21 protein-coding genes and 1 pseudogene are annotated in these 21,557 nt (G+C 29.4%); 15 read left to right on the top strand and 7 right to left on the bottom strand.

Going from position 1 to position 21,557, the window contains the following annotated elements; genetic code table 11:
* The first annotated feature begins 1 nt into the window (after window position 1).
* The 4 genes from CLOPA_RS01720 to CLOPA_RS23515 all read left to right on the top strand — a co-directional run bounded on the left by CLOPA_RS01720 (window position 2) and on the right by CLOPA_RS23515 (window position 4,346).
* Window positions 2–961, top strand: coding sequence for a GH25 family lysozyme (locus CLOPA_RS01720; protein ID WP_015613746.1), 960 nt, complete (start codon window positions 2–4; stop codon window positions 959–961).
* Window positions 962–1,020: 59 nt separating this feature from the next.
* The gene (locus CLOPA_RS01725; protein ID WP_015613747.1) at window positions 1,021–1,392 is read left to right on the top strand and encodes a hypothetical protein; all 372 of its coding nucleotides are present in this window, start codon (window positions 1,021–1,023) and stop codon (window positions 1,390–1,392) included.
* 281 nt (window positions 1,393–1,673) lie between these two features.
* Window positions 1,674–3,194 carry an FG-GAP-like repeat-containing protein gene (locus tag CLOPA_RS01730; RefSeq protein ID WP_015613748.1) on the top strand — a complete coding sequence of 507 codons (1,521 nt, stop codon included), beginning with the start codon at window positions 1,674–1,676 and terminating at the stop codon, window positions 3,192–3,194.
* Between the two features lie 390 nt (window positions 3,195–3,584).
* Window positions 3,585–4,346 (top strand): hypothetical protein, encoded by a 762-nt coding sequence (locus CLOPA_RS23515; RefSeq protein WP_015613749.1) that lies wholly within the window; start codon window positions 3,585–3,587, stop codon window positions 4,344–4,346.
* A 50-nt stretch (window positions 4,347–4,396) separates the two neighbouring features.
* Here the strand turns inward: CLOPA_RS23515 and CLOPA_RS24695 are convergent, their stop codons facing one another.
* Window positions 4,397–4,906, bottom strand: coding sequence for a helix-turn-helix domain-containing protein (locus CLOPA_RS24695; RefSeq protein ID WP_155241853.1), 510 nt, complete (start codon window positions 4,904–4,906; stop codon window positions 4,397–4,399).
* On the opposite strand from CLOPA_RS24695, the pseudogene CLOPA_RS24075 reads away from it, so the two are divergent.
* The 4 genes and pseudogenes from CLOPA_RS24075 to ispE all read left to right on the top strand — a co-directional run.
* A pseudogene (locus CLOPA_RS24075) lies at window positions 4,862–5,074 on the top strand (sporulation peptidase YabG); the annotation flags it as partial. The gene CLOPA_RS24695 and the pseudogene CLOPA_RS24075 overlap by 45 nt on opposite strands.
* Before the next feature lie 522 nt (window positions 5,075–5,596).
* A complete protein-coding gene (locus CLOPA_RS01745; protein ID WP_015613751.1) occupies window positions 5,597–5,833 on the top strand; it encodes a Veg family protein in 237 nt (78 codons plus the stop codon).
* Between the two features lie 440 nt (window positions 5,834–6,273).
* Window positions 6,274–7,836 (top strand): DUF3794 and LysM peptidoglycan-binding domain-containing protein, encoded by a 1,563-nt coding sequence (locus CLOPA_RS01750; protein WP_015613752.1) that lies wholly within the window; start codon window positions 6,274–6,276, stop codon window positions 7,834–7,836.
* Between the two features lie 199 nt (window positions 7,837–8,035).
* Window positions 8,036–8,878, top strand: a complete 843-nt coding sequence (gene ispE, locus CLOPA_RS01755) for a 4-(cytidine 5'-diphospho)-2-C-methyl-D-erythritol kinase (protein WP_015613753.1) — start codon at window positions 8,036–8,038, stop codon at window positions 8,876–8,878.
* Window positions 8,879–9,046: 168 nt separating this feature from the next.
* Here the strand turns inward: ispE and CLOPA_RS01760 are convergent, their stop codons facing one another.
* Both CLOPA_RS01760 and CLOPA_RS01765 read right to left on the bottom strand, forming a co-directional pair.
* Window positions 9,047–9,565 (bottom strand): HDOD domain-containing protein, encoded by a 519-nt coding sequence (locus CLOPA_RS01760; RefSeq protein ID WP_080648264.1) that lies wholly within the window; start codon window positions 9,563–9,565, stop codon window positions 9,047–9,049.
* Window positions 9,511–9,933 carry a LysM peptidoglycan-binding domain-containing protein gene (locus tag CLOPA_RS01765; protein ID WP_015613754.1) on the bottom strand — a complete coding sequence of 141 codons (423 nt, stop codon included), beginning with the start codon at window positions 9,931–9,933 and terminating at the stop codon, window positions 9,511–9,513. The genes CLOPA_RS01760 and CLOPA_RS01765 overlap by 55 nt, the downstream gene beginning before the upstream one ends.
* 280 nt (window positions 9,934–10,213) lie before the next feature.
* On the opposite strand from CLOPA_RS01765, the gene spoIIR reads away from it, so the two are divergent.
* Window positions 10,214–10,915: a stage II sporulation protein R gene (gene spoIIR, locus CLOPA_RS01770; RefSeq protein ID WP_015613755.1), complete on the top strand. Its 702-nt coding sequence runs from the start codon at window positions 10,214–10,216 to the stop codon at window positions 10,913–10,915.
* Window positions 10,916–10,986: 71 nt separating this feature from the next.
* Here spoIIR and CLOPA_RS01775 read toward each other — a convergent pair whose 3' ends face one another.
* Entirely contained in the window at window positions 10,987–12,141 is a 1,155-nt protein-coding gene (locus CLOPA_RS01775; RefSeq protein WP_015613756.1) for a UDP-N-acetylglucosamine--LPS N-acetylglucosamine transferase, read from the bottom strand.
* A 293-nt stretch (window positions 12,142–12,434) separates the two neighbouring features.
* Between CLOPA_RS01775 and ypeB the strand changes: the two genes are divergently transcribed.
* The 3 genes from ypeB to CLOPA_RS01790 all read left to right on the top strand — a co-directional run bounded on the left by ypeB (window position 12,435) and on the right by CLOPA_RS01790 (window position 15,475).
* Window positions 12,435–13,808 (top strand): germination protein YpeB, encoded by a 1,374-nt coding sequence (gene ypeB / locus CLOPA_RS01780; protein ID WP_015613757.1) that lies wholly within the window; start codon window positions 12,435–12,437, stop codon window positions 13,806–13,808.
* 184 nt (window positions 13,809–13,992) lie between these two features.
* Window positions 13,993–15,024, top strand: coding sequence for a D-alanine--D-alanine ligase family protein (locus CLOPA_RS01785; protein WP_015613758.1), 1,032 nt, complete (start codon window positions 13,993–13,995; stop codon window positions 15,022–15,024).
* A 34-nt stretch (window positions 15,025–15,058) separates the two neighbouring features.
* Window positions 15,059–15,475 carry a DUF1934 domain-containing protein gene (locus tag CLOPA_RS01790; RefSeq protein ID WP_015613759.1) on the top strand — a complete coding sequence of 139 codons (417 nt, stop codon included), beginning with the start codon at window positions 15,059–15,061 and terminating at the stop codon, window positions 15,473–15,475.
* A gap of 202 nt (window positions 15,476–15,677) precedes the next feature.
* Here CLOPA_RS01790 and CLOPA_RS01795 read toward each other — a convergent pair whose 3' ends face one another.
* Both CLOPA_RS01795 and CLOPA_RS01800 read right to left on the bottom strand, forming a co-directional pair.
* Window positions 15,678–17,276: a CTP synthase gene (locus CLOPA_RS01795; protein ID WP_015613760.1), complete on the bottom strand. Its 1,599-nt coding sequence runs from the start codon at window positions 17,274–17,276 to the stop codon at window positions 15,678–15,680.
* A gap of 320 nt (window positions 17,277–17,596) precedes the next feature.
* Window positions 17,597–17,890, bottom strand: a complete 294-nt coding sequence (locus CLOPA_RS01800) for a hypothetical protein (RefSeq protein ID WP_015613761.1) — start codon at window positions 17,888–17,890, stop codon at window positions 17,597–17,599.
* Between the two features lie 349 nt (window positions 17,891–18,239).
* On the opposite strand from CLOPA_RS01800, the gene CLOPA_RS01805 reads away from it, so the two are divergent.
* The 3 genes from CLOPA_RS01805 to rho all read left to right on the top strand — a co-directional run bounded on the left by CLOPA_RS01805 (window position 18,240) and on the right by rho (window position 21,198).
* On the top strand, window positions 18,240–18,587 hold the full coding sequence (locus CLOPA_RS01805) for a hypothetical protein (protein WP_015613762.1): 348 nt from the start codon (window positions 18,240–18,242) through the stop codon (window positions 18,585–18,587).
* Between the two features lie 114 nt (window positions 18,588–18,701).
* Window positions 18,702–18,860, top strand: a complete 159-nt coding sequence (locus CLOPA_RS24700; protein ID WP_015613763.1) for a hypothetical protein — start codon at window positions 18,702–18,704, stop codon at window positions 18,858–18,860.
* Window positions 18,861–19,491: 631 nt separating this feature from the next.
* Complete coding sequence (gene rho, locus CLOPA_RS01810) at window positions 19,492–21,198, top strand: transcription termination factor Rho (protein WP_015613764.1); 1,707 nt, start codon at window positions 19,492–19,494, stop codon at window positions 21,196–21,198.
* A gap of 76 nt (window positions 21,199–21,274) precedes the next feature.
* Here the strand turns inward: rho and rpmE are convergent, their stop codons facing one another.
* Window positions 21,275–21,487, bottom strand: coding sequence for a 50S ribosomal protein L31 (gene rpmE / locus CLOPA_RS01815; RefSeq protein ID WP_015613765.1), 213 nt, complete (start codon window positions 21,485–21,487; stop codon window positions 21,275–21,277).
* Window positions 21,488–21,557 lie beyond the last annotated feature (70 nt).

Consider the following 21,557-nt stretch of genomic DNA (forward strand, 5'->3'; position numbering starts at 1 on the left):
TATGGTAATGAAAGGAATAGATATTTACAGTGACACTATAATTACAGACTGGAACGCAGTCAAAGTAGATGGGGTTCAGGCAGTTTATATTAAAGCAACTGAAGGGTTAACTTATGTTAATCCTTTAATGGATAGCCAGTACAAGAACGCTAAAGACAGAGGGTTAAAAGTAGGATTTTATCACTTTGCAGCTAGAAATGCACCAGCACAAGAATATCAGCACTTTATAAACACTATAGGTAAATATCAGCAAGATTTAAAACCATGGTTAGATTATGAGGTGGCTAATCCGGACATGAATTTTGTTGCTGCATTTATGGCTCTTAATCCTGGTTTACTGTTATATGCAGCTCATAATGTAGCAGATGCTTCGGGACTTCCTAAAAATAAAATAGTAATAGCTGAACCTAATACAAGTCCTTTAGATACAAGAGGTTATGCAGGTATTCAATATACATGGACTGGAAGATTACCAGGAACTCAGGGGAATATGGATATAGATCTATTCTCTAATGATGTATTAATAGATGCTAATAATGTAGTTTTGGCAGCAGCTCCACAGGTAGCGCAGCCAGTACAGCAAGGAGATCCAGCAGTAAGAATTATTCAAATGCAACTTAATACATTACTAAAAAAGGGACTTGTAGTAGACAGTTTTGATGGACCAGTTACAACAGCAGCTAAAAAAGAATTCCAAGGTATAATGGGATTAGTTCAAGATGCTGTATGGGGACCTAAGACAATAGCAGCAGTAACAGAAATTTACTCAAAACCTTTAGACGGAGTAAAAGAAATTCATCACGAGTATGCTACAAGATTCATACAATGGGTAGTAGGTGCTTCGATAGATGGGATCTTTGGAAACGAAACAAAGATAAAAGTGCAAAATTGGCAGGCATCTCATGGGTTAACGCCTGATGGAGTAGTTGGACCCGCAACATGGGCTAAGATGTTAGGCTAAAAGGGATTATAGGAAACTATAGTCCTTTTTTAATTTAAATAAATTGGAGGAATGTAAAAATGATAAGTCAAACAGTTATAAATGAAATTATTATACCAATCATAGGTGCTAGTGTAGTTACAGTGCTTGAGATTGGAAGAAGACAACTAAAAGCTTTCTTAGATGCGCATAAGGAGCTTATAGAAAAGCAGAAAGAAGCTGTTATACAGACTATAGGAACAGAGAAATATAATAAAGATGTAGCTATAGTAAAAAATGCTGTATTTGCTGTAGAGCAGTTAGGTAAAGAGTTTAACTGGGAAGGTGCTATTAAGCATAGTAAAGTTTTAGAATTGATTACTGGCAAGACAGGACTTACAGATGATGAGATATTTAATATTATAAAAGGTGCTGTTTTAGAAGTTAACAATTTTAAAAATGATATAGTGTAAAAATAATTTTCTAGTTTTAGGATTAGGATCATAGTTATTTGTTGATTACGACATAAAATGATTTTTACTTAATTTGTACTTTTTTAAATGCGATAACAATATTATGAAATTATAAAAAAATATGTAAAAAAATATACATTTACCACATAAAAACACCCTTTTGTGACATATATATTGAATTTATGTAAAATTTTATTTAATATTAATCTATTGGATATCCAAAGTTTTAGAACGATAATTTTTTAATTAGTGAATTATATTAAAAAACTAGGGGGCAATGTATGAAAATTTATAAAAGAGTGTTATTATTATTATTATTTAGTACTACATTCATGTTAATAGGATACAATAAAGCTTATGCTGATACAAATACAAATGGATTAGTATGGAAATTAAATACGACTACACCGTTAAGTAAAACAGATAGTTATTGGAGTTTTGCTTCAGGTGATTACAATAATGATGGTAAAGCAGATATATATTGTGTTAAAAGAAATGGAGCAAATGCTAAAACAGAAGTACACGTTTTAAATGGTGCAAATAACTTCCAATCATTTTTACTTGAAACAGCTACAGCACTGCCTCAGGCGACAGATGGTAATTGGAAATTTGCATTAGGTGATTATAATAACGATGGTAAACCAGACTTATATTGTATTAAAGAAAATGGAGGAAATGCCAAAACAGAAGTACACATTTTAAATGGTGCAGATAACTTCCAATCATTTTTACTTCAGACAGCTACAGCACTGCCTCAGGCGACAGATGGTAATTGGGAATTTGCATTAGGTGATTATAATAACGATGGTAAACCAGACTTATATTGTATTAAAGAGAATGGAGGAAATGCTAAAACAGAAGTACACATTTTAAATGGTGCAAATAACTTCCAATCATTTTTACTTGAAACAGCTACAGCACTGCCTCAGACAGATAGTAATTGGGCATTTGGAATAAGTGATTATAATAATGATGGTAAACCAGATTTATATTGTATCAAAAGGAATGGGGCAGGAGCCACAGAAGTGCACACTTTAAATGGTGCAAATAATTTTCAATCATTTTTATTTGAATCAGCTACTCCAATGGAACCAACTGATCAGAATACACAGTTTGTAATTGGAAAAGGTGTTATGGATGTATATGCAATAAAGCAGCAAGCTCCTACATCTACTGAAATACATGAATTTGGTTATCCTGATGGTAGCACAGGAAATACAAATGGAATAGCTTCCAGTAGATCAAGTGCAAATATAATATATTTTATAAAAGAATGTGAGGGATTTGCACCATCATTATACCATGATGAAGTAGGAGTGTTAACAGGAGGATATGGGATGACTGGAGCAGAATTAAATGGATTACCTTCAAGTATAAGTGAGACTACTGCTACACAATTATTAACTACTAATGTAAATAATAATTATTATACGCAAGTATTAAATATTATACATGCACGTGGAGTTGCAAATCCTACACAAAGAGAAGTGGATGCATTTACATCTTTTGCTTATAACGAAGGTGTACAAGCATTTAGTCAATCTACATTATTAAAATTATATGCTTCTGGTTCTAGAGGTGCAGATATACAAACTCAATTTAATCAATGGATTTATGCTGGGAATACAGTTCTTCCAGGATTGGTAACTAGAAGAAACTATGAATGGGGAATTTTTAGTGCGTCAACATCAAGTATTCCAGGATATAATTGTCCACCTAGTATATCATATATAAATACAGCTGGAAATCCTACTGGTCAAGTTGTTACAGAAAATAATGGATATGGAGCTAATCCTTATTAGAAAGTTTAGAATAATAGATACAAATTTTTTATATAATATTTATTGTTTAAATTAAATAAAAATTTAATTAATATTGGATATACTCAACTAAATTATACTTACTAGATTTGATTGAGTATATCCAATAAATTTATAAATAAATATCAGGCTAAGAGAATTAATTGCATAAATGTTGATTTTTTATTTATACAATAAAAAATTAGTAATTGACTACTATATTTTGACGTAATGTAATGAATTGTTACTAAAATTAAATTACTTAATCTTAGTATTTTTAATTATTAGTCATTAAATTTAATATAAATATACTTTTGCTTATTAGTTAATATATTAATTTTAAGAGTAACTGCGCTATTTAAAAGTTAATCTTATATCAAAAGGAGAATAAATATGCTTACTTTATTAAAAAAGAAATCAACTATTGTAGGTATTATAATCATTATTTTAGTTGGAGTCTTTATTATAGGAGATAAAATAATAAATAATAAATCAATTTCTATTAATAACAAAAAAGGTGGTACAGCAATAAAGCAAAATAATGCTACAGATACCAATAGTACAGTGACAAACCAAAGCAATGCTACAGATACAAACAGTATATCAGCAAAGCAAAGTAATGCCGCAGAAATAAATAGTACAGTAACAAAGCAAAGTAATACCGCAGAAATAAATAGTACAGTAACAAAGCAAAGTAATACCGCAGAAATAAATAGTACAGCAGTAAAACAAAGTAATACCACAAACACAAATAGTTCGATAACTAATAACAATAATACTTCAAGTACTTTTGATTATAAAGATTACTTTGGTGAATGGGTCATTAAAAAATCTGTTGGTACATTACCTGTTTATGCCATTCCTGATAGTAAAGTAGATAGTTATATAGGTAAAAAACTTATTCTTTCAGCAAACCAATTTACAGATTTAGATGGGTCTTCATTGAAAACTCCAACTTATAAACAAAAAATTGTATCAGATAATGATTTTTTTACTGATACTAAAAGAAATTTAAGTTATTTTAAAATAACTTCAAATTATATTAATGAAATTGAAATAGATAATAATGGTGGCATGTATAGCAGTATTTACATAATTGATAAAAACACTATAATGTATTTAGTAGATGGAGTATTTTTTCAACTCCAAAAATAGTTTGTTTTATGAAAATAGTATTATTAATATATAATAAAAAATTAGGAGCCTTAAAAAGCTCCTAATTTTTTTAATTCTGCATATATATAATAGGAGAGATTTATTTTATTATTAAGTAATCTTCCAAAACATGAATGGGTAATACCTAGCAGTTTACATGCTTGGCCATAAGTTAATTTATTTTTAATCTTCCACGTTTTAATTTTATCTCCGGGATTATTGAAGTATATGTTATAATATTCATGGAAATAATTATAAGGTAAATTAAAATAATCGCATAGTTTTCTTATGCTTTGAGGTTTGGGCATAATATTATGGACTTCCCATCCTTCTATTGTGTCCCAGTGCATGTTTAATAAATCTGCAAGATCTTCTCGTTTTAGGTTGTGGGTGAATCTTAATTTAGTGATTTTATCAGCAATAGTTATCTCTGGAAGTTCGCTGTAGAGTTCTTTATATATAGAGAAACTTATTCTTGTAAATATCTTTCTAATTATCGCAATTTGGTTAAGTGAGCAGGTGCTAATTACGCAAGTTCTCCTGAAAGAGTACTCATACATTGTTTAGATCCAGTTTTCGTATGTCAAAAGGTTGCTTATACAAATATAAAAGATATTGTAAACATACGGGAAGCAGTTACCAATACCATAACTGGAGCTAAAGGAGTAGGTGGGCTTCAGACTAGGGGGAAATGTAGAGAGGGCTATCCAAGGTCTACTTTTTTTTAATAAGTTAAGTATTTCAAAGAAATTAACTGGCCCTTTGCTTTTTATCCGATGACTACCAACTCTAATACTTCCATCGCACTCTGTGAAAGTGATTCACACAAAATCAAAAAAAGATTTTGGTTCTCTACTTGCACTCTGTGAAAGCGATTCACAGAAAATCAAAGATTTTTGTTCTCTGCTTTTCTTCAAAGGGGAGTAAAGAGTGTCTACGTCCTTGGATAACGACTTGCACTAAAGGACGACGATGATACTAAGAACTCTGTTAGTAAGCATGAGAGGTCATAAACAAAAACTACACCTGATGCCAAGAATTCTGTTTATATGCTTTTTATTAAGTAGGAGAGAAATAACAAGTGAAATAGGTATAAAATAGACCTCAAGCTTAAATATAACTTGAGGTCTATTTTATTAACAAAAAATTTACCTTGACAACTTGTATTATTTACTGTTAAAATAAGAAGTTTATTTGACATAAATAAGTTTATCATGTATAATATAAGATATGGAAAGAGGGTGTTTTGCATGGAAAAAATGAATGTTTTAGATTCCATTAAGAGAAATATTGAGGACCACTTGGGGGAAAAGGTAGTACTTAAAGCAAATAGTGGAAGAAAAAGAGTTGTGGTCAATAATGGAATTATAGAAAAAACCTATCCTAGTATATTTGTAGTTAGATTAGAATCAGACACCCAGAGGAAGGTGTCATATAGTTATTCAGACGTGTTAACAAAGACAGTTCAATTAGTTTTTGCAGTATAATAAAAAACGATACTAATCTTAGTATCGTTTTTTCATATAAAATAATCATTTTACAAAAAATATATTTAATAAAAAAGAAAGATGGTGGGTTCCATCTTTCAACTATGGTATAAAAGGGTATTGAGAATTTATGAGAGGTTATATGGTCAATAACCATTATCTATAATACGTCATATTATGAACTTTGTCAATAAGTTTAAATATTTTATAACGTAAAAACTAGTAGTATATAAAGGAAAATGATGAAAACTAAATAAATATGTAGAAATATACTATAAACATTTATGGAAATATACTGATGTACATATAGTAATTAAAAAATAATTATAAAGTTATCATATTTGTGATGAAATGCTAATATATATTATATTAGGCATCTTTAAAAAAATAATCAATTTATTTATTTTTAAATGCCTTAGGTATTTCATAGGAGGGATAACATGGCTATAGAATTAGTTAAAGAAAATATAGAATATGAGCAGTTACTAGGGGAAAATACAGCCGATACAGTGGTACGGGAAGAATACATTATACCGGATACTCAGCCAGATGTGTTAAAGATACTTATGGTAGATGCAAAGCCTTCTATATTAAATACAGAAGTAATGCAAGACAAGGTATATTTAGAAGGTCAGGTAGAATTTGATGTGGTGTATTTGGGAAAAACAGAAGATGGTACAGAAATCTGTGGAGTTTCTTATTCAGCTAAATTTAGTAATTATGTAGAAATAGAAGGTGCAGCTCACAAAATGATTTCTGACACAGATTATTATGTAGAACATATTGATTGCAACGCAGTAAATGAAAGAAAGATAGCAGTTGAGGGGATAATTAAATTAAAATCAGAAGTATATAGTAAAAATGAATTGGAAATAGTTAAGGATATCACAGGATTAGGGGATGTGCAATTTTTAAGAAATCCAACCTCTATTGATAAAGTTGCTGGTAACACATCAGTAGATTTAGTCGCTAAATCTCATTTGCAAGTTCCTATGGAAAACCCTCAAGTTGGGAACATACTAAAATACGATGTTAACATACACAAAAAGCAAGTAAAGCTATTAGAGGGAAAAATAAGTATAGAAGCCTTTGCTGAAATTAATGTTTTATACAAGGGAAAGGATACAGCAGATGTATTCCACTTATCTGATGATGTGCTTTTAAGTCAGGAAGTTGAGCTTGAAGGTGTAAATTCGAATATGAATGTATTTGGAGAATTTACAGTTGATGCTACAGAATGCAATATAAAAGAAGATGATTTAGGAGAGAACAGAAATATTGATATAGAAGCTCTTGTAAAGGCTAATGTAAAGGTTCAGAGTAAGGAAAATGTGGATGTTATACAGGATGCCTATTCGCCAGATTTAAATCTTAAAATAGAAAAGAAGGACTATGAACTTAATTTGGTATATGGCCATGCAACTACTGAAAATATAGTTAAAGAAAATCTTGAAATCAAAGAAGAAAATGTAGTTCCTACGGAAGTGATTTTAGCTGTGGGAAAGGTTTCTATAACTGATAAAAAGTTGGTAGAAGATAAATTGTCAGTAGAAGGAATAATAAATATTTCTGTTATTTATAAGACAAATGATGAGAAGAACAATTTGAGTTCCTTAAATGAGGATATTCCCTTCAACTCTACTGTGGATATACCAGGTGCTAAAATAGAAATGAGTTCTATTGCAAAAGGTGATTTGGATAGTCTGGAGGCTTCCATTGAGGCCAATACAATAGCAATTAAAGCAATTGTATCTGTGTATGGGAGAGTGAATTATAATTCCAATAAAGATTTTCTTATAAATATAGTTCCGCTAGAGGGAGAAAAACCTAAAAAAAAGGCTAGTGTTACTATATATACAACTCAGGTAGGGGACACCCTATGGAAGATTGCAAAGGTGTACTTCACAACTGTTGAATCCATAGTAAATATTAATGGCATAGAGAATTCAGATTACGTTTTACCAGGACAAAAACTTATAATACCAGGAAGAGCTATTATATAGGCAATTTGAACATGCCTAATAAGTCACATTCAAATAAATAACTAGTCAGTACATCTTTGACTTACTATTTATTTTCATTTGCCTAAGTTAAATATATACAATTGATATCTGTATCAACAAAAATCCTTTTAGCACTATATGTGTTGGAAGGCTTTTTTGTTATAATGTAAGTAATATAATGATTACACGGAGGCTAACCATGTTACTAAAAGCATATGCAAAAATAAATATATCGTTAGATATAGTAGGTAAAAGAGAAGATGGATACCATTTGTTAAAAATGATAATGCAAGCAATTGATTTATATGATGTGATGAATATAAATAGAACAGATAATGGAATAAAGTTAAGTTGTGACAAACAATATGTACCTACTGATGATAAAAATATAGCTTACAAGGCTGCAAAGCTTTTTATAGATACCTATAATATAAAATCAGGAGTTAGTATTGAGATAAATAAAAATATACCAGTAGCAGCAGGGCTTGCAGGAGGAAGTACGGATGGAGCAGCAGTTTTAAGGGCTATGAGAGATATTTTTAGTGTCGATGTAACAGATGAAGAACTTATGGAACTTGGATTAAAATTAGGTGCTGATGTGCCTTATTGTATATTGGGTGGAACTGCGCTTTGTGAAGGAATAGGTGAAAAAATTACCACTCTAAAATCATTTAAGGATAAAATATTAATATTGGTTAAACCAAATTTTGGAGTATCTACAAAGGAAGTATATAAGAATTTTGATATAGAGAGGGTATTTAAACATCCGGATATGAATAGTCTAATAAAAGCTATGGAAAAGGATGATTTGGAATTTATAAGTAATAACATGAAGAATTTGCTTGAAAATGTTACCATTAGAAAATATAATATGTTAAAAAATATTAAAGATTCTATGCTTAGATATGGAGCTTTGGGTTCCATGATGAGTGGAAGTGGCCCTAGTATCTTTGGATTTTTTGATGATATGTTAAAAGCACAGAGGTGTTTTGAAGGCATGAAAGAAAAATATGAAGAAGTATACATAACTAGAACTATATAAAATCAGGGTATAGAGTTGTTTTAAAATTAGTATGCATTAAATAAAGCTTAAAGTCCTATGTTACAATTTACATTGCAGAAATATTTAATCAATTGAACGGTTACAGATAATTGATTAGTGAATAGATTATTTAAGAAATAATCTATCACAAAATGAAAGATAGAAAATTTAACTTGATAACTGTACATTGAAAATTGATGTATTCAGTATCTTTAGTATTTCTTCAACTTTATCTGGTAGTTTTTTGCTGATAATTTCAATGTCTTTCATTGCTATGCCTAAAGAATCAGCAACTGTTTCGTTTAATACGTAGAAAGTATTAAGACATAATAATTTTTCATAATACAATGTGCTAATGGAATAAGCTATGCTCATAACATTAACTTCTTCTATGTATTCAGTTGCAAGTAAAGGCGTATGATGATAGGCTACTGCAGCATTTACATCTTTCGGCAAGTTCCATTTTTCACATAACCAGCTGCCAATATCAGAATGGGTACATCCTTCCATGACTGTTCTTTCAGCAACAATTTGATGAACTCCTTTTGACTGTATTTTTACAACTTCATTAAAAAGTATTTTGTAACATATTGATAAAATTTGTTTATTTATATAGTTAAATATGTTTAAAATTAAATGAAAAATTCTCTCTTTGAAGGTATTAATATTTTTTGCCCAGGATGTAATATCTCCTCTATATTATTTTTATTTTTTATAATTTCTGAGGTTCTCCATGGATTACATTCTGGAAGAAATTGCTCTGATATTGTGAGTAAGTTATCACCTTTTTTTACGGTGTATATAATATAATTTGCCATTAAAAATATACATACATCGTATAATCTTATGGAAATAAGCATTAAAATGCAGATAATGGCGACAATTATAGCCAGTAATATAAACTTTATTGAACTATCATCTCTATGCTTAAACAAAGTAAAAATAATGCCAGTTTCTAATAAAAGAGTAGAAACTATACCAACTCTAAATGTTCTGTTTTCTTCATCTGTTTTATGGATATTAAGACCTAGAAATTTAATTATAATTTTTTTCATAAGTTATACAACCCCTTTTAGTTACATATGTTAAGAATTGCAATTTTAATATGTATCTCTCAATAAATTATCTTCACTAATAAGATAGTGTTTTAAGTAAATCTTATCTATTAGCTGTATTAATTAAATATATTATTTTAATTGGAACTTATATATTTATTATTTTTATCATAATTATAGATTTATAATCTCTAAAAAAAAATTTCTTATTGTAATGAATATAAATAGTATTTATGTAAATAATTAACAATATGATTATTGATTTTGAGGGGGATTATTGATGAAAAAAGTTCTGATATTTATGGGGATAATGTTAATTAGTACTATGCTAATTTGGAATTATAGTAAAAATAAAACTTATTTTACTACAAAAGTTGAGGCGAGAGAAGCAAATGAACAAGCTGACCAGCAGTGCATAGCTAAAAAAATAATAAGATTTCATGTTCTAGCTAACAGTGATTCTAATGAGGATCAAGCTTTGAAGTTAAAGGTCAGGGATAAAGTGTTAGCTTATATTGCTCCTAAGCTGAGTAATTCTAAGAGCATTGAGGAATCAAGAGAGATACTTAAAAAATACGATAAAAATATTAATGCAATAGCTGAGAGTGTAATAAGAGAAAATGGATATAATTATTCCGTAAAGACAGAATTGAGTTATGTAGATTTCCCTGTTAAGTCCTATGGGACTATAGTGCTTCCGCAGGGACGATATGAAGCTTATAGAATTTTAATTGGCAGCGCTAAAGGACATAATTGGTGGTGTGTAATGTTTCCGCCTCTTTGCTTTACTGATATTACTAAAGGTAATGTGGAGGTTGAAAAGACTCAAGATGAAATGAAAAGTGCCTTAACTAAAGATGAATATGCGTTGGTAGATAATTCAAAAAATAATAGTGAAAATGTCAATAATAAAATAATAGTTAGATTTAAGTTGTTAGATGAGGTAAAAAAATTGGTAACTGATATAAAAGATAAAATATAAAATAGCTGATTGCAAAACTAAAAAAGTAAACACTGTAAAGGGGAATGCTGCTATAGAATCCCCTTTACTTTTTATATTTCATTTTTCATAATAGCAATTTCTCTTCTTTTAATAAGGTCATTTATAACATTAAAAATATTATATCCACAGTTGGGCTTTGAAAATTTTTTACAGTTATGCTTCATTATTTTTAAAGTTTCAGAGGAACATAGAAGCTGCACTATTTTTTCTCTGCAATTGCTGCCATCACCTATACTTATAGCAAGATTGTGCTTTAATAAAAATTCCTCATTTTTTTCCTCTTGTCCAGGAATTGGAGAAAAAAGAACTAAGGGTATTTGACATATTAAGGCTTCAGATATAGTTAAACCACCTGGTTTTGTAATGAGAATATCACTACATTGCATATATTTGTTCACATCTTTAGTGAAACCTAGTATTCTAGTATCTACATTAGAAGTTTTCTTAATAGACATAAGTTTTGTATAAAGCTTTTTATTGTTACCTGCAACCACTATTACTTGAATATTTTTAGTGGAATTTGCTATTTGAGAATATATTCCTGAAATTCTCCCCATGCCAAGGCTTCCGCCCATAATAAGTATAACTTGTTTATTAGGATCTAATTTTAGTTCTTTGAGTGTATCATTGCGATTATATCTATCAAAAAAATCAGATCCTACAGGTATACCTGAATCAAATATAGAATTTCTATTTATGCCCCGATGTACCATTTCTTCTAGCATGTCTTTATTAGAAACTATATAGGAATCAACTTGTGGATATATCCAAAAGCTATGAGGTGCATAATCTGTAATTATGCAGACAATAGGAATATTAAGTTTATTTTTTTCTTTTAGTATTGACACCATTTCTACTGGGTACCAGTGAGTACATATTATTATATCAGGTTTAAACCTTTCTATGGCAGGTAGTATTTTATGAGCCATAATCTCAGTTAATTTATTTTTAAAGGATGATATACTAGCATCTTTATCAGTGTTTTCTGTAAATCTATAAATTTTGCCAAAAAGTGAAGGAGTAATTTTTAGTGTATTAAGGTAACCACCTATCAAAACTTTATTTAAAATTGGATTTATATATTTTATCGTATCTAATATCTTAACCTCCGAAACTGGTTCAAACTTTAAGATATAGTCTTTAAGTGCAAGAGCTGCATGCTTATGCCCTCCGCCTGCTGAAACTGAAAGTATTAAAGCTCTCATTATTTTCACCCTTCAATTAAATTAAACTCAAGTATTAAAATTACATGTGTACAAATTATATTATACAACTTAGGCGTTTGAAAATAAATAACAAGTGAAAGGATGTCATATTTATTTTACAGTTATCTTATATCGTAAAATATTAATTTAATTATACAAAATTTAAGATAAAGTATAAATATTTTTCTGAATATTTTACAAAAATTATAACTATAGAGATTATATGATGAATAAGGAAAAGCAAATTACAAATAATAAGAAAAAGGCATATGAAAATAAAGGAGAGTTTTTCAATGAATACAACTAAAAAGAGAATAATATATACTATAGCAGTAGCCCTAATTGTAGTATTTTCAACCACATTTGCAATTCTTATGACTCTAGAGAGAATTGATTATAGAAATTATTTAATGGGAGAATACAGTAAAAGTATGTATCAATTAATAAATTCAGTTGAGAATATAGGAAGTAATTTGGCTAAAGTTCCAGTATTAGGTTCAAAGGATCAAGATATTGTGGCCTTGGAAGAGATATTTAGATATTCTTCTATAGCTAATGATAAGCTGCATTCACTGCCAATTGATGAGCAGCAGTTAAGTGGAACAAGTAAATTTATAACCCAGGTAGGAGATTTTTGTTATACATTAGCTAGTAAAACTACTCAAGGAGGAGAACTTTCAGATGAGGATATAGCAAAAGTTGAAACTCTAAAAAAACAGGCATATACTCTTGAAAATCAATTGAAAAATGTACAGAATAATATAAATAACGGTGATGTGAAGTGGGGAGAAATAAGAAAAAAGGCCAGCGGAGTGTTACTTTCCAGTAATGAAAATGCAGTATCCACTAGTTTTGAGAGCATACAAAAACAGATAGTTCAATATCCTTCACTCATATACGATGGACCATTTTCAGATAACAATTTAGATATAAATCCTAAAATTAATTCTTCAAAAGATGTTACAGTAACTGAGGCAGAAGGAATTGTGAGAAAAGCTATTGGAAATGAAAAGATAGACAGTGTTGAGAGGTTGGAGGATGTAAATAAACAGAAAATTCCTTGCTATAGTTTTAATGTTAATATAAAGGGGCGAAAAAGTGATAATAAAGTATCTTGTGAAGTGACAAAAAAAGGTGGAATGATATATTATATTTTAGATAATAGAAATATCGACAAACCTACTATAGATGTAAATAAAGCTCAGGATATAGGCAGTAAATATCTAGCTGATATGGGGTATACTAATATGACACCAACTTATAGCCTCGTTTATAACAATACTGCTATTATAAGCTATATTTATAATATAGGGAATGTGGCAGTATATACGGATCAGATAAAACTTAAAATTGCATTGGATAATGGAAATATAATTGGTATGGAGTCTGCAAAATATCTTACAGCTCATGATACGGGAAGAAAAATACCTGATGAGAACAGTCTTATAAGTAAAGATAAGGCGCAGGAAAAAGTAAGTAAAAGATTGACCGTTACATCCTCAAGGCTGGCTATTGTGCCTACTGAATCAAACAAGGAGGTCTTGTGTTATGAGTTTGTAGGTAATTACAATGGAGATTCCTTTATTGTCTACATAAATGCTCAAACTGGATATGAAGTGAGAATACTACAAATAAGAAATACACCAAATGGTAAACTAACAATATAATATTCTAATTGATAATATTTACTTCGCCATCTTCTTAAATTATGAATTTAATTTATGATATAATAGAACCGCAGAAGATAAAAACTGGGCTTACTGTGGTTCTTTTTTTAATTATAAAGAAATTGTAAAATATAATAAAGGATGAATTATTTCAATACTATTAAGGTCAGAGGAGAGAATTTGTATGAAAAAGAAAATAGCTATATTATTTGGTGGAAAGTCAACTGAGCATGAAGTCTCAAGAGTATCAGCATCATCAGTGCTTAGAAATATTGATATATCTAAATATGATGTTTATCCAATAGGAATAACAAAAGATGGTGAATGGTTTGAATATACAGGAAGTATAGATAAAATAGAGAATGGTCAATGGGAAAAAGATGAATATTATAAGAAACCAGAAGGTCAAAAGGTTCTATTTAATAGAGAAGTAGATGTAGTATTTCCTGTACTTCATGGGCTATGCGGAGAAGACGGTACTGTACAAGGGCTGTGTAGGCTTATAGATATTCCGTGTGTAGGACCTAATGTTATGTCTTCGGCAGTGTGTATGGATAAGGTATATACCAAATATGTATTGGAACATTTTGAAATAAAACAGGCTGATTACGTAGTTGTAACAGCAGTAGAATATGGTATTAGCAGAGACAAGATAATAGACACAATAGAAAAAAAATTAAAATATGATGTGTTTATTAAGCCTTCTAACAGCGGATCTTCAGTGGGCATTACAAAAGCACATGACAGAAAGGAATTGATAGATGGTATAGAGGAAGCACTAAAATACGATAGAAAAGTTTTAGTTGAAAAAGCTATTAATGCTAGAGAAGTAGAAGTAGCTGTTCTTGGAAATGACAAACCAAAGGCTGGAGTTCCAGGAGAAATTCTTCCTGCAAAAGAATTCTATGATTATGAAGCAAAGTACGAAGATGCAGAATCAAAATTATTAATACCAGCAGATATGAATGGCACTGAATTAGAAAAAATAAAGAAGCTTGCTGTAAAGATATATACAGCTTTAGATTGTGCAGGTATGGCAAGAGTTGACTTTTTAGTAGATAAAGTAACGTCAGAAATATATTTAAATGAAGTTAATACTATTCCTGGATTCACTAAGATAAGTATGTATCCTAAAATGTGGGAAGCTGCTGGTAAGGCATATAAAGACTTGATTAGTGAGCTTATAGAATTTGCTATAGAAAGAAACAATAATTAGTATTTAAAATATGCCTTACGTTAAGGAGATAAAGATGGAGAAAAAAGCTATTATAACCATTTCTAGTATACAGGGAGATAAAGAAGAAGATACCATACAAGTTGTTACTCCGGGAATTTTTTATTTAAAGGATGATTTCTATTATGCTATTTATGAAGAAACAGAAATATCAGGTATGCAGGGTACAACTACTACTCTAAAAATAAAACCAGAGGAACTCATATTATTAAGAGAAGGAACTACTAATGCTAATATGCATTTTCTTTGTGGAACAAACAATTTATCTATGTATGATACTCCCTATGGAACTCTGAAAATGGAAGTGGACACAAAAGAAATAAATATAGATGTAAATGAAAAAGGTGGAAATATCTCTGTTAAGTATGATATGAATATATCAGGACAGATGGTCCCAGCAACTTCTCTTGATATAAATATAAAATTGCAATAATACAAGAGAGTATGCAAAGGTCATCTGGAGTAAATTAAAATTGGAAAAAGGCCCTGTCTCAAAAGAAATAATTTATTCGTTAAATTTGAGAACGGCCTTATTTCTTTATTAAAAATAGTGACTTAATAGTTATTTTTAATAGTAGAATAGTTAAAGAGGATGTCTCACAATAGATATGCATTGTGAGGCATCCTCTTTAAATTTATTTCAATGAGGCTTTAATAAAATCTCTGAAAAGTGGATGAGGTTTATTTGGTCTTGACTTAAATTCAGGGTGGAACTGAACTGCAACAAACCAAGGATGATCTTTGAGCTCCACAATTTCTACTAATCTCTCATCTGGACTTGTTCCTGAAAGTATAAGACCTTTTTCTATTAAACTAGTTCTATATTCATTATTAAATTCATATCTATGTCTATGTCTTTCGTATATAACCTGTTCATTATATGCGGCCATAGCATTTGTGTCTTTGGATAATTTACATGCATATAGTCCAAGTCTCATTGTACCGCCTTTTTCATCAATATCCTTTTGATCAGGCATTAAATCTATAACAGGATGTTTAGTATCAGGAGCTATTTCTGAACTGTGAGCATCTGAATAGCCCAGTACATTTCTAGCATACTCTATTACTGCACATTGCATTCCAAGACAGATTCCAAGGAACGGAATTTTATTTTCTCTTGCCCATCTTATAGATTCTATTTTACCTTCAATACCTCTATCACCAAAGCCACCAGGTACTAATACGCCATCTACGTCTTTTAAAATATCATTAACATTTTCAGCAGTAACATCAACGGAGTTTATCCACTTTACATTTACGCTTGCTCCGCTTGCAAGACCTCCATGGCTAAGTGATTCTACCACTGAAAGATAAGCATCATGTAATTCTACGTATTTACCAACTAATGCTATAGTAACTTCTTTAGATAAACTTTTTAATTTCCCTACCATTTCTATCCATTCAGTATTATCTACTTCATTGCAGCCTAGACTAAGTTGTTCACATACTAAATCATCTAGACCTTCTTTATGAAGTAATAATGGAATTTCATATAGATTTTCTGCATCTAGATTTTGTATTACAGCTTTTCCTTCTACATTACAGAATAGTCCAAGTTTATTTCTCACATCTTCAGATAGTTCTTTTTCAGTACGACATACTATTATATCAGGTTGAATACCTATGCCTCTTAATTCTTTAACTGAGTGTTGGGTTGGTTTTGTCTTTATTTCTCCTGCTTTCCGTAAATATGGTACAAGTGTTACGTGTATAAAACAAGAATTGCCATTACCAACTTCATATTTTATTTGTCTTATGGCTTCTAAAAATGGGAGTGATTCAATATCTCCAACGGTTCCACCTATTTCAGTTATAACTACATCCACATCTTTTTCTTTTGCAACTCTATAAACTCTGTCTTTAAGTTCATTTGTTATGTGAGGAATTACTTGCACTGTACCACCAAGGTAATCTCCTTTTCTCTCTTTAGATATAACAGACCAATAGACTTTACCAGTAGTAACATTACTATTCTTACTTAGGTTTTCATCTATAAATCTTTCATAATGTCCAAGATCTAAGTCCGTTTCAGCACCATCATCGGTAACGAAAACTTCTCCGTGCTGATATGGGCTCATGGTCCCTGGATCAACATTTATATATGGATCAAATTTTTGTATTGAAACTTTTAATCCTCTATTTTTAAGCAATCTTCCAAGAGAAGCTGCTGTTATTCCCTTGCCCAATGATGAAACAACACCACCAGTTACAAAAATATATTTAGTATTTTTCATTTAATATCCTCCCATGTATAAATAATTATAATCAATGAATCTTACGTAGAGGAGGTTTGTACTTCCTCTATGCTTAGATGAATTATCCAGGGACGTGCCGCTGTTATCGACCTCTTTAGAAGAGGGGAGTATTATAGTGGCTAGTCATCGGACAAATTAATGAACATAATATAAAAATTAGTTGACAAACACAGAAAATAAATTTATAATAGAAATTACCCTACAAAATATTTAAAATGGGATTCTTGTGTTTTGCTAACATAAATAATATTGTATCATATCTGATTATGTTTTTCTACATTTTTTTTAAATTTTTTATTTTATAAAGATTTTTTTATATCATCTTCTATTTCAAAATATTCATCTCGGAATTCTTTATTTATAAAAAATTTCTCTTTTGCTTTTTTTAAGCTATAATTTAAAGATTTTTTGCTGTAATCGGGAAAATAGCTATTTATTACATCTAAATCTACGCATTTATATTTTTTTAAAAGTAATAAAAAAATGTATTTACAATTTCTATCCTTTAATATTTTTAAAAGTTCATCTTGAGAAATATTCTTATATTTACATACAAACTCAATTATCTTTTCATATTTACTATTAATTTCCATATACTACACCTCCTTTCAATTATTATCCAAATGTAATAAAATTAAACTTATATTAGGCATTTTAGAAGTGAAAATTTGTTTATCCCATAATTACTCGCTGTAACACTTTCCTAAATAATTGATTTAAACTGATATTTTTTGTTGAGCTTAAAGGAATTTTTAAAAAATTATAGAATAAATATATATAAAATAATATAATCATATGTTTTATTTGATAACCTTAGATTGTGCAAATAATTCAGGTAAGTATTGATAGAGCTATATTTAGTCGTAAAAATTTTTATAAAAATTCTTTTATTATTGACTAATTATTTGCTGAATTGAGGATAATATAATGGAGGTGTGAAGTTTGTTGTTATATGATACCAACTTAAGTCTCGCTTTGAAAAGTGAAATAGGACAATATGAGGTTAAAGATTTTGTATTATTCCAAGCAAAGAATGGCAGTAGTAAATTTGAAAATGTATATATTAAATATACTAAGAATAAGGAAATAAGATTTAAAGTTAAATGCCCATTATGTAATAAATATCATTATTATACCTATAGTTTAGATATCTTTTTTAAAAGAGAAATGCTTATAGGTGGATGTGAACTTTTAGGGGAGCAAATATTTTTTATTGGAAAGACTAAAAAAGTATATGAGAGAATAAATAAATATATGGATATTAGAAATAAAGTGTATGCTATGTTATAGACATTATGGAAATGTACAGCATAATTTAACAATAGTAATTAAACTTGAAAATTTATTGTGTTATGATATCATTAGATTAGTACAGTGTGAATACTTATCATATTGGAGGAAATCATGGACGAGGATATGGAAAAGTGTGAGGATAATTTAAGAGATCTTTGTAATAATATGATTTATCTATTGAATGAACTAAAAGATGAAGGATTAATACAGGAAGAGGAATATGAAAGACAAATATATCTCAAAAAAGAATTTTTAAATAATACATATTAATAATTTGGAAACAATAATATATATGTTGCAATAAATTATATTCATAATAAAATATTTATTGAATTTAAATAGCTACTATCTAAATGTTATTTATTAAATGAACAATTTTAATTGCAACTTATATACAATTTTTTTTTATGCCTCTCTGCTAATTTTCTATACGTTTCTTTAAATTTATAATTTATCTAATTGAATTTCTATTTATAGGGAATTATCTCAAGATTAACACTTTGTGGAAAATATCAATAATAAATATGAAATAATTTGGTAAAGCACATTTAAAAACTTTATTTTCTAATAAAGTTAATATTTATATAAGTGAAGGGTTATAAAAGAATTGTCTTTAATACATATTAATACATTTTGAGACAGTTTTTTATATAAATATCTGTATAAATGAAATAAAACTAATATGCTTTTGATGTAATTTTAAATAGCTATTGTCTTAATATGCTTTTAAGGTTATTATTATATGGACGGAAATTTTTAAAGTATTAAAAAGTTTTTATTGTTTTTATGGATAATACGAAAAAAATGGGTTATAATCTATAAAAGTTAAATTTCATATCTGATAATTCTTTGTAAATTCCCTAATGATTAATTTAAAATACAATATGGAGGTGTTGTCTTTTTGTTTAGCGTTGACTTGGAAAGCAGGACCCTTGTGCAGCTTAAGGAAATGGCAAAAGGGCTGGGAATAAAAAATATTTCAAAATTTAAAAAGAGAGATCTTATTGAGGAAATTAAAAAGGTTTCTCCGGTTTCTATAGAGAAAGATGGAGTTGTACTTAGAGAGAAAATATCTCCTAAAAAAGATGAAAAAGCAGCTCTTATTACCAATAAAAATAAGAATAGCGATTCAAAAAATAAGGTTGATGTTGCAGTTAAGGAAAAAGAAATATTAAAGGTAGAAGCAGACAATGTCCCAAAGGTGATTGCTGAGGGAACTGAAGTTAGCAGTAATAGAGCGGAAAATACTAACAACAAAATAGAAATAGTTGAAGATAAACAAAATGTTAATATCAGAAGAGAAGTTAACAGGGCAGAAACAATTGGTAACAAAGTGGAACCTACTAAGAACAGTATGGAGGTTGCTAGGAATTATGAAAGAAAAGAGTCTCAAAATTTAAAAAATAATTTTGACCAATCAAGAAGTACTAATGAAAAATATGTAAAAGAAGAAAAAGATGATAAATTTAAAGAAATGGTACATGAATCCAATTCTGCCAAGGGAGTTTTAGAATTAGTAGACAATAATAATTTTGGATTTTTACGTGGAAAAAATTATTTAACTGGCCCAGATGACATATATGTATCTCCTTCCCAGATAAGAAGGTTCAATTTAAAAACAGGAGACGAAGTTGAGGGTAAAGTTAGAATACCTAAAGAAGGTGAAAAATTTAAAGCACTTCTTTATGTACAAAGCGTAAATGGAGAGAATCCAGAAAAAGCAGTAGGCAGAAAACCTTTTGAAACATTAGTTCCTATTTATCCTAATAAGAGATTGAAATTAGAGAAAAATGAAAAAGAATTGGCAACAAGGCTTATGGATATTATGTCTCCTATTGGAAAGGGACAAAGAGGTCTTATAGTTGCGCCTCCTAAGGCTGGAAAAACTACATTATTAAAAACAGTAGCACAAAGCATATCTTCTAATCATCCAGAGGTCAAATTAATAGTGCTTTTAATAGATGAGAGACCAGAAGAAGTTACTGACATGAAAGAGTCTATAAAAGGCGAAGTTATATATTCTACCTTTGATGAAGAACCAGAACATCACACAAAAGTTGCATATATGGTTTTGGAACGTACTAAGAGAATGATTGAACAGGGGCAAGATGTTGTAATCCTTTTAGATAGTTTAACTAGACTTGCAAGAGCTTATAATTTAACTATAACGCCTACAGGAAGAACCCTATCTGGCGGTCTTGATCCCGGTGCATTGATAATGCCAAAAAAATTCTTTGGGGCAGCTAGAAATATAAAAGAAGGTGGAAGTCTTACTATACTTGCTACAGCACTTATTGATACGGGAAGCAGAATGGATGATATGATTTTTGAAGAATTTAAAGGGACAGGTAATATGGAAGTACATCTCGATAGAAGACTTCAAGAAAGAAGAATTTTCCCTGCAATTGATATTTATAAGTCTGGAACTAGAAAGGAAAAGCTTCTTTTAGCACAGGAAGAGTATGATGCATCCTATTTGATTAGAAAAGTATTATATAATGAAAATAGCACTCAAAGTGTAACAGAAAAGCTAATAAATCTTTTAAGTGAAACTAAAAATAATAAGGATTTTGTGGATATTATAAATAAAGAAAAATGGGAAAGATAAAATCTTTCCCATTTAAAGCATTTTTAGCCTACTATTTATTTTCATATGCCCAATATTATTACTTATACTTAAAATACTATTCCTCTTCTGATAAGTTGTATTTCTTTCTGAATTTCTCAACTCTACCACCAACGTCAACTAATTTCTGACGTCCAGTGAAGAAAGGATGGCATTTTGAACAAATATCTACTTTAAGTTCTGCTTTAGTTGAACCTGTTGTAAAAGTATTTCCACATGCACATTTAACAACTGCATCATGATGATACCCTGGATGTATGCCTTCTTTCATATTTTTCACCTCTTTCAATACACGATAAATAACTTCAATATCAACTTTGCTATTATATCACATGTATCCA

It is taken from the genome of Clostridium pasteurianum BC1, from assembly GCF_000389635.1.
Classification (GTDB): domain Bacteria; phylum Bacillota; class Clostridia; order Clostridiales; family Clostridiaceae; genus Clostridium_I; species Clostridium_I pasteurianum_A.